Source organism: Pseudarthrobacter siccitolerans (assembly GCF_030823375.1).
GTDB classification, from domain to species: domain Bacteria; phylum Actinomycetota; class Actinomycetes; order Actinomycetales; family Micrococcaceae; genus Arthrobacter; species Arthrobacter siccitolerans_A.
This window is the reverse complement of record NZ_JAUSXB010000001.1, coordinates 3,893,196-3,907,566: the sequence shown is the minus strand read 5'-3', so window position 1 is coordinate 3,907,566 and position 14,371 is coordinate 3,893,196. Positions and strand designations below refer to the sequence as shown.

The 14,371-nt window shown below is 62.7% G+C and carries 14 protein-coding genes; 5 read left to right on the top strand and 9 right to left on the bottom strand.

The annotated features are described in order from the left end of the window. Positions 1–28: 28 nt before the first annotated feature. From QFZ36_RS18215 to QFZ36_RS18190, 6 genes are all read right to left on the bottom strand, one after another. Positions 29–1,048, bottom strand: a complete 1,020-nt coding sequence (locus QFZ36_RS18215) for a hypothetical protein (RefSeq protein WP_306638439.1) — start codon at positions 1,046–1,048, stop codon at positions 29–31. Positions 1,049–1,698: 650 nt separating this feature from the next. Then, positions 1,699–2,478: a carbon-nitrogen hydrolase family protein gene (locus QFZ36_RS18210; protein WP_306638438.1), complete on the bottom strand. Its 780-nt coding sequence runs from the start codon at positions 2,476–2,478 to the stop codon at positions 1,699–1,701. Between the two features lie 44 nt (positions 2,479–2,522). Further along, complete coding sequence (locus QFZ36_RS18205) at positions 2,523–3,053, bottom strand: APC family permease (RefSeq protein ID WP_306639267.1); 531 nt, start codon at positions 3,051–3,053, stop codon at positions 2,523–2,525. Next, a complete protein-coding gene (locus QFZ36_RS18200) occupies positions 2,969–3,685 on the bottom strand; it encodes an APC family permease (RefSeq protein ID WP_306638436.1) in 717 nt (238 codons plus the stop codon). The genes QFZ36_RS18205 and QFZ36_RS18200 overlap by 85 nt, the downstream gene beginning before the upstream one ends. Positions 3,686–3,691: 6 nt before the next feature. Continuing rightward, a complete protein-coding gene (locus tag QFZ36_RS18195; RefSeq protein ID WP_306638435.1) occupies positions 3,692–3,871 on the bottom strand; it encodes a hypothetical protein in 180 nt (59 codons plus the stop codon). Continuing rightward, positions 3,844–4,710 carry a carbon-nitrogen hydrolase family protein gene (locus QFZ36_RS18190; RefSeq protein ID WP_306639266.1) on the bottom strand — a complete coding sequence of 289 codons (867 nt, stop codon included), beginning with the start codon at positions 4,708–4,710 and terminating at the stop codon, positions 3,844–3,846. Before QFZ36_RS18190 ends, QFZ36_RS18195 begins: the two co-directional genes overlap by 28 nt. Here QFZ36_RS18190 and QFZ36_RS18185 point away from each other — a divergent pair. The 4 genes from QFZ36_RS18185 to QFZ36_RS18170 all read left to right on the top strand — a co-directional run bounded on the left by QFZ36_RS18185 (position 4,603) and on the right by QFZ36_RS18170 (position 11,391). Continuing rightward, positions 4,603–4,848, top strand: a complete 246-nt coding sequence (locus QFZ36_RS18185; protein ID WP_306638434.1) for a hypothetical protein — start codon at positions 4,603–4,605, stop codon at positions 4,846–4,848. The two genes, QFZ36_RS18190 and QFZ36_RS18185, sit on opposite strands and share 108 nt — an antisense overlap. 5 nt (positions 4,849–4,853) lie before the next feature. After that, on the top strand, positions 4,854–5,591 hold the full coding sequence (locus QFZ36_RS18180; protein ID WP_306638433.1) for a FadR/GntR family transcriptional regulator: 738 nt from the start codon (positions 4,854–4,856) through the stop codon (positions 5,589–5,591). Between the two features lie 33 nt (positions 5,592–5,624). After that, a protein-coding gene (locus QFZ36_RS18175; RefSeq protein WP_306635277.1) for an IS3 family transposase occupies positions 5,625–6,820 on the top strand; the annotation gives its coding sequence in 2 pieces (ribosomal slippage) (positions 5,625–5,892 and positions 5,892–6,820; 1,197 coding nt in all). Between the two features lie 1,454 nt (positions 6,821–8,274). After that, positions 8,275–11,391, top strand: a complete 3,117-nt coding sequence (locus tag QFZ36_RS18170) for a hypothetical protein (RefSeq protein WP_306638432.1) — start codon at positions 8,275–8,277, stop codon at positions 11,389–11,391. Between the two features lie 314 nt (positions 11,392–11,705). Here the strand turns inward: QFZ36_RS18170 and QFZ36_RS18165 are convergent, their stop codons facing one another. Together QFZ36_RS18165 and QFZ36_RS18160 are read right to left on the bottom strand one after the other, a co-directional pair. Beyond that, positions 11,706–11,852, bottom strand: a complete 147-nt coding sequence (locus tag QFZ36_RS18165) for a hypothetical protein (protein ID WP_306638431.1) — start codon at positions 11,850–11,852, stop codon at positions 11,706–11,708. A 613-nt stretch (positions 11,853–12,465) separates the two neighbouring features. Then, a complete protein-coding gene (locus QFZ36_RS18160) occupies positions 12,466–13,362 on the bottom strand; it encodes a hypothetical protein (RefSeq protein WP_306638430.1) in 897 nt (298 codons plus the stop codon). Positions 13,363–13,583: 221 nt separating this feature from the next. Here QFZ36_RS18160 and QFZ36_RS18155 point away from each other — a divergent pair, with 221 nt between their 5' ends. After that, a complete protein-coding gene (locus QFZ36_RS18155) occupies positions 13,584–13,832 on the top strand; it encodes a hypothetical protein (RefSeq protein ID WP_306638429.1) in 249 nt (82 codons plus the stop codon). Between the two features lie 156 nt (positions 13,833–13,988). Here the strand turns inward: QFZ36_RS18155 and QFZ36_RS18150 are convergent, their stop codons facing one another. Next, positions 13,989–14,360: a PH domain-containing protein gene (locus QFZ36_RS18150; protein WP_306638428.1), complete on the bottom strand. Its 372-nt coding sequence runs from the start codon at positions 14,358–14,360 to the stop codon at positions 13,989–13,991. Positions 14,361–14,371 lie beyond the last annotated feature (11 nt).

Sequence of the window (14,371 nt, the reverse complement as noted above, 5' to 3'; positions counted from 1 at the left end):
TCATGTCAATTGGCCTTTATTTGTGCCTCTATCGACGCAAGGTAGTTGTCAGCGCAGCATATGCAAGTGGGGCGCGGGGATCATAGCGGGGACGGCGGGCGGACTCAACGACTGCGGGCATGCTAGTGGCGGCAGCTATTGTAGCGGAGCCCAATCCCAAACCAAGCTCGAGCATGCTGTCGCTTGAGACACTACTATTAGCAATGCCCATCCCGTTGCCGAAGAGTGCACCAACAGTGCCGACTAAAACTTTTGGCCATCGTCGTCGGTTCATGCCCTCGCGGAGAAATTCGACCTGCTCTGCAACTCGTTCGCGCATGCGCCTTTCCCAAAGATCATTTTCTGTCCAGGGAATATTCACCGATGATAGAAACTGATCATCGATCCAGCCTCTTAGCCTGCGCAATTCAGAGCTATATTGGTTTTTGAATTCTACAATTTCGCGAGGCGGGATAGAGATACTAGGGCCCGGTAAAACTTCATGTATTGACCGATATATGAAGTGTTTCCGTTCGGTAGATACACTCTCAGTATTAGAGGCCTGGATAAAACGCCGATCATCGGTGATTGGTTTGTAGCTTATCGAGCCATCGGCACTAAGACTTGACGCCATCAGGCCGGCCATCAGTGGCATGTACCATCTAGCAAGGCTGCTAGGTACTCGAAGCCAACCCGACTCATTATCATGACTCCAAGCTTGGCCTTGCTCTTCGAGTTGTCTACGAACTGAGTAGAGTAGCTTCTCAGCGCGCATGCTGCGCATACCTTGGTAGCCGGCACGGTCTTCTTCGATAGGGGCGCTTTGAAGCGCAGAGAAGGCTTTCTGCACCTGACTTTGAACTTGGTCGTCTAATAGGGTTGGCGCAGGGTCTACCATCCGAAGCAAGCCAAGATCAATCAGTTCCGCCATGTAGGGGTCATCCCTGACAGCCGCCTGAACTGCCTCCGGCACTATTGTCGCCACTTCGTCCCAGTAGAGAAGCGTTCTGCTGAGCCAACCGGTCGGAGGAAAGGTCATTTTAGGGTAATAAAGCGCGACATCTTTCATTGCCAGGATTTTACGCGTATGCAGTCAGGGTGGGCACAACAAGTTACCCTGCCGAGATTCAGGTGACCTTGAACCAAGGCCTGCCAGAAACACGGCGCCGAACAATCGCCCGCCGATCTGCAGTGCGATGGCGCCGGCTGCGGACGCCGAGTCCTCGAACACGCCGGGGTGGACCAACTTGGTCATGTAGGACCCGCCACGAAGATGCCGCCGTCGATGAGGGCCATCAGCATCATGGCACGGCAGGTCCGGAATTTGATGGTTTCCTCGGTGGAATTGATGAATTCCTCGGTAAGGTTGGTGACAGCGGTCGAACCGGAAGTCTTTCGACATATTTTCGGTCGCGGTCCTGCTACTGGCTAGTACAACGAGGCAGTGGCAACCGCGCTAGTGGAATGGGACAAGGTGGACACACTCATGTTCCGTCCAGGTGGCACTGGCAAGGGAGCAGGTCACGCCTGTAGCGGCGCCACCTCCGTCGACGGCACAAATGGTTTCCCGGCAGGTTGGATCGCAGCGTCTAACCTAGGGGTGCTGGCCTACTGGGATGGAGACACATGGACTCGTCAAACCAGAACGGATGGCTAGAGTTGGCGGACGTTCCTTGCCAAGCTCCTCTAGTCATCGGCAACCAGAACTAAGCTCGCGCTCTACAGCCGCCGCTGTCGGAACATGGGAAACGACTCCCGCACCCGCTCCACCGCCTCCCGCGAAACCTCCACCGTCCGCACACCGGGCTCCAACCCAAAGTCCACCTCAACAACGCCCATCGGATCCACCAGCACGCTCCGCCCCACCGAGACCGGAGGCGCCTGGCACACCCCCGCCACGTACACGCTGTTCTCTATCGCCCTTGCCGTGTTCAGCGCCAGCCACTGTTCCGTCTTGTGCTCCCCCGGCACCCAGGACGAGCACACCAGCAGAACCTGCGCGCCGGCGTCGGCCAGTGACCTGGCCAGCTCCGGGAAGCGGAGGTCGTAGCAGGTCATCAGCCCGAACCGCACTCCCCCGTGCTTGAAAACTACCGGCTCAGTGGACTGGCCCGGCTTGATAAACGTGGACTCCCCGAAGCCCTGCGCGTCGAACAGGTGGATCTTCCGGTAGAAAGCCAGCCGGCCGCCGTCGGGCCCGAACGCCACCAGCGTGTTGTACGCCTTGCCCGGTTCGTCCGAGGACTCCACCACGCCCGCCACCAGCGCGATGCGGCGCCGGCGGGCGATGGCGGCGAGTGCCTGGCAGACAGGCCCGTCCAGCGGCTCGGCCACGGCCGGGAACGTCGCGTCCACTTTCTTTTTCTCGTAGGTGGCGTACTCCGGGAAGGCGACCAGCGCGGCGCCGTCGCGCGCTGCCTCCGCGGCGAACCCGTCGATCGCGACGAGGTTGGCCCGGATGTCGGCACCCGACTCCAGCTGCCCCAGCGCAATCCTCACAAGAGTTCCTTCCCTCGGCCCGGCGGGCCCAACTGCAACCAAGCTCAGGCGGCCGCCTCGACCGTCGCCTTCTCCGTGGCCGTCATCTCCGGCGGCGAGGCCTTGAAACCCTTGGTGATCAGGGCCAGAACAATCACACCCAGCACCAGCCAGGACACCCCCAGCGTAATGGCGTTGCTGTCCAGCTGGGAGAGCAGGTAGGCGCAGATGATGGCGCCGATCACCGGGACCACCACGTGAGACACCGGGTTCAGCTGCTGCCCGGCCCGGCGCTGGCGCACATAGTGGAACACCACCGCGACGTTCACCAGCGTAAAGGCCGTGAAGGCACCGAAGTTGATGAACGACGTCGACGTGGCCACGTCCAGGAAGATCGCCATCAGGCCCACGATCCCAGTGACCACCAGGTTCACCACCGGGGTATGGAACTTCTCGCTGAGCTTGCCGAAGACCGCCTTGGGCAGGACCGAGTCGCGGCCCATCGCGTACATCAGGCGGGAGGCGCTGGCCTGCGCGGCCAGACCGGAGGCGAACTGCGCCACCACCAGGCCGGCCAGGAACACGGCGCCGAACAGCTGCCCGCCGATCTGCAGGGCGATGGAGCTGGCCGCCGAGGCCGAGTCCTCGAACACGCCGCGGGGTGGACCAGCTGGGTCACGTAGGACACCGCCACGAAGATGCCGCCGCCGATCAGCGCCACGAGCATGATGGCGCGCGGCATGGTCTTGCGCGGGTTGACGGTCTCCTCGGTGAGGGTGGTGACGGCGTCGAACCCCAGGAAGGAGTAGGCGGCGATGGCCGCTCCGGCGGAGATGGTGGCGAAGCTGGCGGTGTCATTGACGAACGGCTGGCTGCTCACCAGTCCCCCGGCGCCGGAGGTGGACACCACGTTGCCGATGGACAGCGCCACGAAGAACACGATGACCAGCAGCTGGAACGCCATCAGCACGTAGTTGGCCTTGTCCGCCACCTTGATGCCCAGGATGTTCAGTAGCGTGGTGATCACGATGAAGCCCACGATCCAGAGCCCGATGGGGATGCCGGGGAACTGCGCGCTCAGGTACGAGCCGCCGATGAGCCAGATGACCATGGGCAAGAAGAGGTAGTCCAGCAGGATGGCCCAGCCCACCAGGAAGCCCACCCGGGGATCGATGGACCGGCGCACATAGGTGTACGCGGAGCCGGCCACGGGGTAGGCGATGGCCATCCGGCCCTAGCTGTGCGCGGTGAACAGCATGGCGATCAGCGCCACCAGGTAGGCGGCGGGCGGGGCGCCGCCGGTGGCTTCGGCGATGATCCCGAAGATCCCCAGGACGATCAGCGGGGTGAGATACGCCAGGCCGAACAGGACCAGCGAGGGCAGTTTCAGCGTGGGGGTGAGGGTTGTTGCCACGGTGGTTCCTTAGGGCTTGTAGGACGGCGGTGTCCAGGTGGCCGGGTTGATCCGGCCTTGGTAGACGGAAAGTTCGACGGCGGGCTCCCCCTCGCGGAACTGCGACCAGGGGCGGTTGAGGTCTCCGTGCCGTGCGTGCGGACAGGTTCGACGGCGGCCAGGTCCAGTTCAGAGGTGAGCAACTGCGGTTGATCGTCCGGAGCCTCGGCGAGGGTGTTGCCCTCCGGGCCCACGATGATGCTTTGGCCCTTTCCGGTGGGGCCGGCGCAGTTGACGCTGACCATGAAGACCTGGTTAACGATCGCGTTGGCCCTCGCGAGGATCAGTTCCTGTTTGCGGTCGGGGGTGGTGGTTTTGACGACGTTGATGACGACTTCGGCACCCATCCAAGCGAGCTGGCGGGATACCTCGGGGTACCAGGCGTCGTAGCAGATGTTCAGTCCTACTTTGCCGATGCCGGGCAGGTCCACGGTGGTGAACTTGTCGCCGGGGTCGTAGGGCTCGAACGGGCGCCAGGGGAAGATCTTCCGGTAGTAGCCGGCCAGCTCCCCGTCCGGGGACAGGACCAGCTGGGTGTTGAACAGCTGCCCTTCCGGGCCGTGTTCGCAGACGCTGCCGGGGACCAGCCAGATGTTGAGGTCTTTGGCGAGCCGTTTGAGCTCTGTGACTCTTGGCCCGTCCAGCGGCTCGGCACTTGCCTGGAGCATTTCCGTGCGCTGCAGGTCCGGGTTTTGGTCGGCGAAGAGGTGGAGCTCGGGGAAGACGACGAGCTTGCTGTGCGGCTGGGCTTCGAGGGCTGCTTTGACCTCGTCCGCGAAGGCCGAGACGGGTTCGCCGATGAGCCGGGGCCTTGCCTAGGCAGCGACGAGGGGAAGGATGCGTTGCATGGTTTTTCTCCGCTGTGTGGTGTGATCCGGGTTATATTAGATCAGAATGACCCAATAAAGGGAAGAGGGCCGGCGTGGGCCGTAGAGTAGCGGCTATGACGGATCAGCTGGAGGACACTGCCGAGTCCCAGCGCCTTGGGGCGGGCAGGATGCCTGGGATGGAGCGGCGCAGCGCGATGGACGCGGTCCGGATGCAGATCGGGATGGCCATTTCGCTGGGGCTCTTGAAGCCGGGCGAGCGGCTGCCCGACCAGGAGGATGTGGCGCTGGGCCTTTCGGTTAGCCCGATTACCGCTCGCCGCGCGCTGGCGAGCCTGGCCGAGCTGGGCGTGGTGGTCCGCCGGCGCGGGCGGGCAGGCGGAACGTTTGTGGCGGACTCGCCGCCCACGGAGATTTTGAAGTCGCTTTCCGCGTCACCGGCAGAATCCCAAGCCGTGAACCGGCTGGTGGACCGGCGACTGCTGTTCGAATGCGCCGTGACGCACTATGCGGCGGTCAACGCCACGTCTGAGCAGCTGGATGAGCTGGAGCGGCTGACGCAGGAGATGGCCGGGTCGTCCGACTGGTCCTACTACCACCGGATGGACGAGCAGTTCCATCAACTGGTGGGCACGGCGTCGTGTCTGAACACCGCCGTCGACGTCTACCACGAGACCCTTGCCGAGCTGTACGACTACTTCATCCCCTACCCCATCGAGAAGCTGCACAAATCCAACCAGGACCATATCGCCTTGGTGGCAGCCCTCCGCGCCCGCAATGTTGAGGAGGCGGTGGAGCTCTCGCGGAAGCACGTGGACATGGGGTTAACCTCTGTTGGTGGACACCTGAAGTAGCGGGATCCTGGGATTCTGCGGGAAGGTGTTCTTGTGAGCACGACACGACGTAAATTCACTCCCGAGTATCGGCGGGAGGCTGCGCGCCTTGTCATCGATACGGGCCGGCCGGTCGCGCCGGTGGCCCGGGAGCTGGGTCTGGGTGAGCAGTTGCTGGGCCGGTGGGTGGCTCAGGAACGGGCCCGCCTGGAGGCTCCCGAGGAGTTCGCTGCGGCTGAGACGGAGAAGTCTGAGCTGGAGCGTTTGCGCAGGGAGAACGCGCAGCTGCGGATGGATAACGAGTTCCTGGGAAAAGCCGCAGCCTTCTTCGCTTCCAAGCAGCAGAATCGGAATGCTTCGAGCTGATGGAGGCCGAGAAGGCTAACTACCCGGTCCAGCGGATGGCCCGGCTTTTGCGTGTGTCCCGGTCCGGGTTCTACGCCTGGCGCCGACGAAGCTCCGAGGAGTCGGAGCGGACCGTGCTGCGGGCGCAACTGGATGCGAAGGTCCGGCGGGTGCACCGGGATTCGACCGGGATCTACGGGGCGCCCAGGGTGCAGGCCGCGTTGGCCAGGAACGGGACCGGCGTTGACCGGAAGACCGTGGCCGCCTCGATGCGCCGGCAAGGCCTGGAAGGGATCTCGCCGCGGCGGTTCCGGCCGGTAGCCCCGATCGGTGAGGCGCGGGTGCATTCGATCCCTGATCTGGTGGCCAGAAAGTGGGACACCGGGGCTTTGGATGCTGTCTGGATCTCGGACATTACGTACCTGCGCACCGGTGAAGGGTGGGTGTATTTGTGTGCTGTCAGGGATGCCTGCTCCCGGCGTGTGATTGGGTGGGCGATGGACTCCACCCAAACCACCAGCCTGGTGGAGCGGGCGCTGCGCATGGCCTACGTCCTGCGCGGCGGCGGCCCGGCCGGGGTCGTGTTCCATGCAGACCGCGGCACCCAGTACACCTCCGCCCAGCTCAACGACGTCTGCTCTGGACTGGGCATCAGGCAGTCCGTCGGGCGGACCGGCGTGTGCTGGGACAACGCGATGCAGGAGTCCTTCTGGTCGACCCTGAAAACCGAGTTTTACGACCGGCGCCGGTGGGCAAACAGGCAGGACGCGATCCGGGAAACAGGACGCTGGATCGAGGAGTTCTACAACCGCTCCCGGCTTCACTCAGCCCTGGGTTACATCACGCCGGTGGAACACGAACAATTCCTCACCAGCAATAAACTTCAGCCGGCACAAGCCGCCTGATCAACTGTCCACGATTTGCGGGTAACCCCAGACATCCTGCACCGGACGATGTTTATGGGGCTTACTCTCGACTCAGGGAACACACCTGCCTAATCACATCCTGGCAGTGACGGAGGGGTTAGCCATCCCCTGGCTAACGAAGGCTGGCGGAGTACGTCCAGTTAGGGAACGGCCCTAGACGTTGCAAACACAGGCCGGCACAATCAAACCCCCGCTAAATCAATACATGGGATCGTTGCCTGCAGCTGCTAGCACCGGAAGAGCGCAGTTTAGATTGGGACGCGCAACGCAATATATAGTTTCCCAGTAACTTAAAACACATGGGGGAACGCTTGTCGTCTATGCCTGCGCGCTTTAGATCGCTGCTAATTATTTTTATCACTGCCGTGGGCGTTATATCGACCATATCCATTCCCTGGGTCGCGCATGCTGACACTTCAATCCCTCCTTCATTGATGAAGGTGACGCGGACAAGTCCGGCTGCTGCTTCGGTTGGAGACGTCGCCTCCATCGATTGGCAAACTGCAGGCGACCCTATTCACGCTGCAGTCTTTGGCTACCGAGACTCCCTCGGCCGGGATCATCAGGTCAGATGGGATGACTACCAAAACCCAGCCCTCTCAGGAAAAGCCACCGCCAACGTCGACTCAACGTGGGCGGCTGGCCCACTGGTCTTGGAGTACGCTTCCGTTTTCAGTGCAAATGGCTACGTCAACTACTACCCTGACGGATCCCAGTCACGCTTCCCAACCGGCCTCCAAGAACCGGAACACGCAACCCTCGACCTCCCCGCCACCAACTTCACCGTGGTGAACCCATCCGACTCCTCTGTCCCTCCTTCATTGATGAAGGTGACGCGGACAAGTCCGGCTGCTGCTTCGGTTGGAGACGTCGCCTCCATCGATTGGCAAACTGCAGGCGACCCTATTCACGCTGCAGTCTTTGGCTACCGAGACTCCCTCGGCCGGGATCATCAGGTCAGATGGGATGACTACCAAAACCCAGCCCTCTCAGGAAAAGCCACCGCCAACGTCGACTCAACGTGGGCGGCTGGCCCACTGGTCTTGGAGTACGCTTCCGTTTTCAGTGCAAATGGCTACGTCAACTACTACCCTGACGGATCCCAGTCACGCTTCCCAACCGGCCTCCAAGAACCGGAACACGCAACCCTCGACCTCCCCGCCACCAACTTCACCGTGGTGAACCCATCCGACTCCTCTGTCCCTCCTTCATTGATGAAGGTGACGCGGACAAGTCCGGCTGCTGCTTCGGTTGGAGACGTCGCCTCCATCGATTGGCAAACTGCAGGCGACCCTATTCACGCTGCAGTCTTTGGCTACCGAGACTCCCTCGGCCGGGATCATCAGGTCAGATGGGATGACTACCAAAACCCAGCCCTCTCAGGAACAGCCACCGCCAATGTCGACTCAACGTGGGCGGCTGGCCCACTGGTCTTGGAGTACGCTTCCGTTTTCAGCGCAAATGGCTACGTCAACTACTACCCTGACGGATCCCAGTCACGCTTCCCAACCGGCCTCCAAGAACCGGAACACGCAACCCTCGACCTCCCCGCCACCAACTTCACCGTGGGTCTTCTCGTCACCCCGGCACCGGTCGTGTTCACCGACAACGACGGCACCGGCCAGGACACCTACACCATCCCGGCCACCGGCGGCGTCGACTACCAGAACGGTGGCAAGACCGTCCAGGCCGGCACCTACCCGGGCACCGGCACCATCACGGTCACCGCCAAGGCACGGACGGACTACGTCCTGACCGGCACCACCGAATGGACCACCACGTTCAAGGCCACCCCCTACCAGGCCACCCCGGCACCGGTCGTGTTCACCGACAACGACGGCACCAGCCAGGACACCTACACCATCCCGGCCACCGACGGCGTCGACTACCAGAACGGTGGCAAGACCGTCCAGGCCGGCACCTACCCGGGCACCGGCACCACCACGGTCACCGCCAAGGCACGGACGGACTACGTCCTGACCGGCACCACCGAATGGACCACCACCTTCACGGCCACCCCCTACCAGGCCACCCCGGCACCGGTCGTGTTCACCGACAACGACGGCACCGGCCAGGACACCTACACCATCCCGGCCACCGACGGCGTCGACTACCAGAACGGTGGCAAGACCGTCCAGGCCGGCACCTACCCGGGCACCGGCACCACCACGGTCACCGCCAAGGCACGGACGGACTACGTCCTGACCGGCACCACCGAATGGACCACCACGTTCACGGCCACCCCCTACCAGGCCACCCCGGCACCGGTCGTGTTCACCGACAACGACGGCACCGGCCAGGACACCTACACCATCCCGGCCACCGACGGCGTCGACTACCAGAACGGTGGCAAGACCGTCCAGGCCGGCACCTACCCGGCCACCGGCACCATCACGGTCACCGCCAAGGCACGGACGGACTACGTCCTGACCGGCACCACCGAATGGACCACCACGTTCAAGGCCACCCCCTACCAGGCCACCCCGGCACCGGTCGTGTTCACCGACAACGACGGCACCAGCCAGGACACCTACACCATCCCGGCCACCGACGGCGTCGACTACCAGAACGGTGGCAAGACCGTCCAGGCCGGCACCTACCCGGGCACCGGCACCATCACGGTCACCGCCAAGGCACGGACGGACTACGTCCTGACCGGCACCACCGAATGGACCACCACGTTCAAGGCCACCCCCTACCAGGCCACCCCGGCACCGGTCGTGTTCACCGACAACGACGGCACCGGCCAGGACACCTACACCATCCCGGCCACCGACGGCGTCGACTACCAGAACAACGGATCTGTTGTTACTGCCGGCACTCACCCCGGCACCGGGACCATCACGGTCACCGCCAAGGCCCGCACCGACTACGTCCTGACCGGCACCACCGAATGGACCACCACGTTCACGGCCACCCCCTACCAGGCCACCCCGGCACCGGTCGTGTTCACCGACAACGACGGCACCGGCCAGGACACCTACACCATCCCGGCCACCGACGGCGTCGACTACCAGAACGGTGGCAAGACCGTCCAGGCCGGCACCTACCCGGGCACCGGCACCACCACGGTCACCGCCAAGGCAAAGACCGACTACGTCCTGACCGGCACCACCGAATGGACCACCACGTTCACGGCCACCCCCTACCAGGCCACCCCGGCACCGGTCGTGTTCACCGACAACGACGGCACCGGCCAGGACACCTACACCATCCCGGCCACCGACGGCGTCGACTACCAGAACGGTGGCAAGACCGTCCAGGCCGGCACCTACCCGGCCACCGGCACCATCACGGTCACCGCCAAGGCACGGACGGACTACGTCCTGACCGGCACCACCGAATGGACCACCACGTTCAAGGCCACCCCCTACCAGGCCACCCCGGCACCGGTCGTGTTCACCGACAACGACGGCACCAGCCAGGACACCTACACCATCCCGGCCACCGACGGCGTCGACTACCAGAACGGTGGCAAGACCGTCCAGGCCGGCACCTACCCGGGCACCGGCACCATCACGGTCACCGCCAAGGCACGGACGGACTACGTCCTGACCGGCACCACCGAATGGACCACCACGTTCAAGGCCACCCCCTACCAGGCCACCCCGGCACCGGTCGTGTTCACCGACAACGACGGCACCGGCCAGGACACCTACACCATCCCGGCCACCGACGGCGTCGACTACCAGAACAACGGATCTGTTGTTACTGCCGGCACTCACCCCGGCACCGGGACCATCACGGTCACCGCCAAGGCCCGCACCGACTACGTCCTGACCGGCACCACCGAATGGACCACCACGTTCACGGCCACCCCCTACCAGGCCACCCCGGCACCGGTCGTGTTCACCGACAACGACGGCACCGGCCAGGACACCTACACCATCCCGGCCACCGACGGTGTCGACTACCAGATCAACGGATCTGGTGTTACTGCCGGCACTCACCCCGGCACCGGGACCATCACGGTGACCGCGAAGGCAAAGACCGACTACGTCCTGACCGGCACCACCGAATGGACCACCACGTTCACAAGCGCTACATGGCAGATGCCGTCATTCGTGCCGGCCATCGTGGGCGATGACGTGTTGACGCCGGACCTTGATGTTCTTCAACTATCGGAAAGCTCGCTTGCGGCTGCCGCCGACCAGCGAGTGCGTGGACTTGATGCCGGCAGTTGGTACTTCGTTACCCTCTACTCAACTCCGCGGCAAATGGGTTGGTTCTTGTCCGACGGACAGGGCGAGATTGCAGTACGTCTTCCAAGTGACCTAGATGCTGGCAGCCACAGGTTGGTCATCCAGGACATTAACAGTTCTGTCATTGGCTGGGCTTCCTTCGCGGTATCGCCCGGGACGGACTCATCCAATTCGGGGGAAACCGACGTGCCAATAAACCCGGCTGCAGTCCCTTCAAAGCCTCCTGCGGAGGAACGCCTTGCAGCTACGGGTAGCGGGTCAGCCGCACTGTGGACCTTGATCGGGTTGCTACTGCTTACCACAGGGATAACTGCAAGAACTACGGTTCTAGGACGCAAAAGGCACTGAATAAGGGACGGTCTGACCGCAAGGTCAGACCGTCCCTTTCGTTCCTGGCTATGGGGGCGTGGAAAGCTTAGCCAGCCGGCAACAGCTCAATAGATAACAGAGAAGCGGCCTTTCACCAGCCCGCTGCTGGTCCCGGCCGCCACGGCCCTCCCGGTCATCGCTGCACTGGTGGTCGCATATGCCGGAAAAGACGGCGGCCTACCCGCTGGGCCCGCGCGAGTCCTTCTGGCAGCAGCCGCGGCCGGTCAAGGAACCCGAGGGTAGGCGCTAAAAGAACCGCGGCTAACTGCCGTTTGTCCCGCCGCACACCACGTTCACCGGTTCCTGTCAGCGGCGCGCGCCTCGCGAGCGAGCCCGATGCCCATGACGACGAATATCGGCAGTGCAAACATGAACGTCACGAGGAACTGCGCGAACCCTGTGAAGGAGACGATCAGCGAGGCTCCGGCGACGCTGATCATGGTTATAGGTGCTCCCCGCCCTCTGTCACGCTGCTTTGCAACGAGCACGATGCCGGATGCTATCGATCCGAAGCACCCAATCAAGGTCAGTATGAGCACCGCACCCTGCCCCAGAGAGACGCCGAGGAGGAAGGAGAAAAACAGCCAGACACATGGCGATACCCACAATCCCTGACGCAAGCCGGTAGCCAGATGACTTCGGGACTGCAGGGCCGGGCTGCTGGTAGGCCAGGGGTGGGTACGGATTGCGTCCGAAGGCCGGCTGCTCCGGGTAGGGCACCTGAGACGGCGGCGTCTGCTCATAGGCAGGCTCTCCGACGTAACCGTATGGAGGCTGTCCGGCGTAACCCGGCTGAGGCGGAGGCTGTACGTAGGCTGGGTTGCCCTGACCATTCGCCTGCTGCGGCTGGCCGGCGTAGGGCGGAGGGGTGGGTGGGATGCTTTGGTCGTTCATGATTCCCCCAAGAAGTGTAGTGACGCGGTCGGGTGATAGGACTACCAGACTGATCACGAGGCCACGACCGAGCTCGCCTGCTCCGGATTGTGGGTCGCCGAGGACAATGCCGAACCGCCAAGGGCGATTTTCGCAATCCAGCGCCTCGTCCTCGAGCTGCTACTGTTTGGCCCAGCTTCCGCAGGCCTCGGTTTCGAAGGTCTGGCCATCGACAAGGGTGACCATAGGAAATCCGCCCTTTACGAAGTAGTCGTAGTCTATGTAGTCACTGCCGTTACTGCCGGTCCGCGTAATTTTCCAGGAGCACCCGTCCATAACGGCTTTCGTGGTCCGGTAGTCCCCAGGGACAATATCCTTGCCTACGGTCCATGTCCCTTCCGTGATGGAGTTGGACGCTGCGGCTAGCTCCGCTCCCCCGGCGGCCGTCTCCCGTGCCTTCACGGCCTCTTCCGCTGTCTTGACAGCTGCTTCACGTGCCTGGAGCTTCGCCGAGGAGTCTGCTTCAGATTTCACGAGCGCCTCCTCTCTGGCCTTCAATTTGCTGACAGCATCGGCTTCAAGTTGGGCACTCGTAACAGGCTGATCCGGTGATCGAACGCGCCCGCTGTCAACGCCGGCGGCGATACCGCCCAGGACCAGGGCAGCGCAACCGCTAACTAGCACGGCAATCGCGATGGTCCGGTTCGGCAGGGCCGCCCAGGACCTCTTCTTGAAAATGAGAGCGTAGAGGCCAGTGAGCAGGGCTGCGACGCCAAGGATGATCAGGATCGCCTCACCCCGCCCTGTGAAGGTGTTAATCAGCACAAGGAGTGCGAGGACGCCCGCGACGATCCAGAACGATACACCGAAGGGGCCTTTGGGGTTCCCTGTAGCAGCCTGCGGGTGAGGAGGCTGGGGCGGAGCATTGTGCATCTGAGGGTAGTACGGCGCCTGCTGGAATTGTGGCGGGGGCTGATCGTGCGGCCCGTACGCGTGCTGGGGAGGGTAGTGTCCAAACTGCTGAGGCGGCTGCTGAGGGTTGGGCTGGTACGGCGGAACGTTCGGATCGTGGGCCATTACTTCCCCCACCCAACGTATGCTGCTGGCCCCGGCAGGGTCTCATAGTGCGACATATATTCCCCCATTGATAAAGGCCAGACAAATGGCCGGACCTTTTTCTTTGACATTTGCTTCAATGCCAAGCGTATTTCCCAGGCTGCCTGTCGGACCGAAACTGTGACGATCTTAGGGGAAGTTTGACTCAGTCCTGAGTCGATCTTGATCCGAGCTTGTTGAAAATGACAATTCAACGTGCCCTGAAGACCCGGCGGACCTCGGTCATCGGGCTCCTCGCGCCCAAGGTGTCGGATGCACTCGCCTCGCAGGTAATGCCGGGCGTGGAGGAAGTGGCCCAGGAGTGCGGCTACACCATGATGATGGCCGTACCGCCACCAAGTCCGCCTACATCGTCGGCTGCCTGGGGACGCTGCGCACTTACCGGCGAGCCCCGCTGTAGGCCCATGGAAGTCGCCGACATGCTGCCGTAAGAACGAGGGCGCAACCGTCGTCATCCGCAACGTCGCATGCCCGTTAGCCGGCGGCTCCAGTGGAGGCCCACCTTTCAGGAGATCTGCTTGGATAACCAATCGACGTGGACGCAGCAACAGGGCGGCCTTGATCCGGCCGTCCTGTTACTTTGTTGCTTACTTGGACTGCAACACATTCCAGAGAATCAGGTCGTGCGCATGCCTGGCTTTGTCATCGCCACGGAAGTCAGCTTCCTTAATGCTCCCTCCAGTGTCGATGCCGATGCTGGATGAAGACGCAAAGCGGCCCAGCATGGATTTGTTGGACAGCATCGAGACGGAGCGGATGTTCTTGTACGGGACAGAGACGATTGCGAGTTTGTTGCCGACGAAACCCTTGTCCTGCAGGATGACCCGCATGTTGGTGATTCCTACGAATCCGGTTCCAACTCCGATGCAGTCGTAGACGGCATAAACGATTTCGCCCTGAAGCAGCCCGGCGTTGATTTGTTCAAGCTGCTCCTGCCGGTCATGGATGATCTGGGACAAGGTGTTCTCCC

Bases quoted from the DNA above. Each gene is read 5' to 3' on its own strand.
- QFZ36_RS18165 (WP_306638431.1), bottom strand. From the start codon at position 11,852: ATGATCAGCGTCGCCGGAGCCTCGCTGATCGTCTCCTTCACAGGGTTC.
- QFZ36_RS18155 (WP_306638429.1), top strand. From the start codon at position 13,584: ATGACAATTCAACGTGCCCTGAAGACCCGGCGGACCTCGGTCATCGGG.
- QFZ36_RS18160 (WP_306638430.1), bottom strand. From the start codon at position 13,362: ATGGCCCACGATCCGAACGTTCCGCCGTACCAGCCCAACCCTCAGCAG.
- QFZ36_RS18180 (WP_306638433.1), top strand. From the start codon at position 4,854: ATGACGGATCAGCTGGAGGACACTGCCGAGTCCCAGCGCCTTGGGGCG.
- QFZ36_RS18215 (WP_306638439.1), bottom strand. From the start codon at position 1,048: ATGAAAGATGTCGCGCTTTATTACCCTAAAATGACCTTTCCTCCGACC.
- QFZ36_RS18200 (WP_306638436.1), bottom strand. From the start codon at position 3,685: ATGGCCATCGCCTACCCCGTGGCCGGCTCCGCGTACACCTATGTGCGC.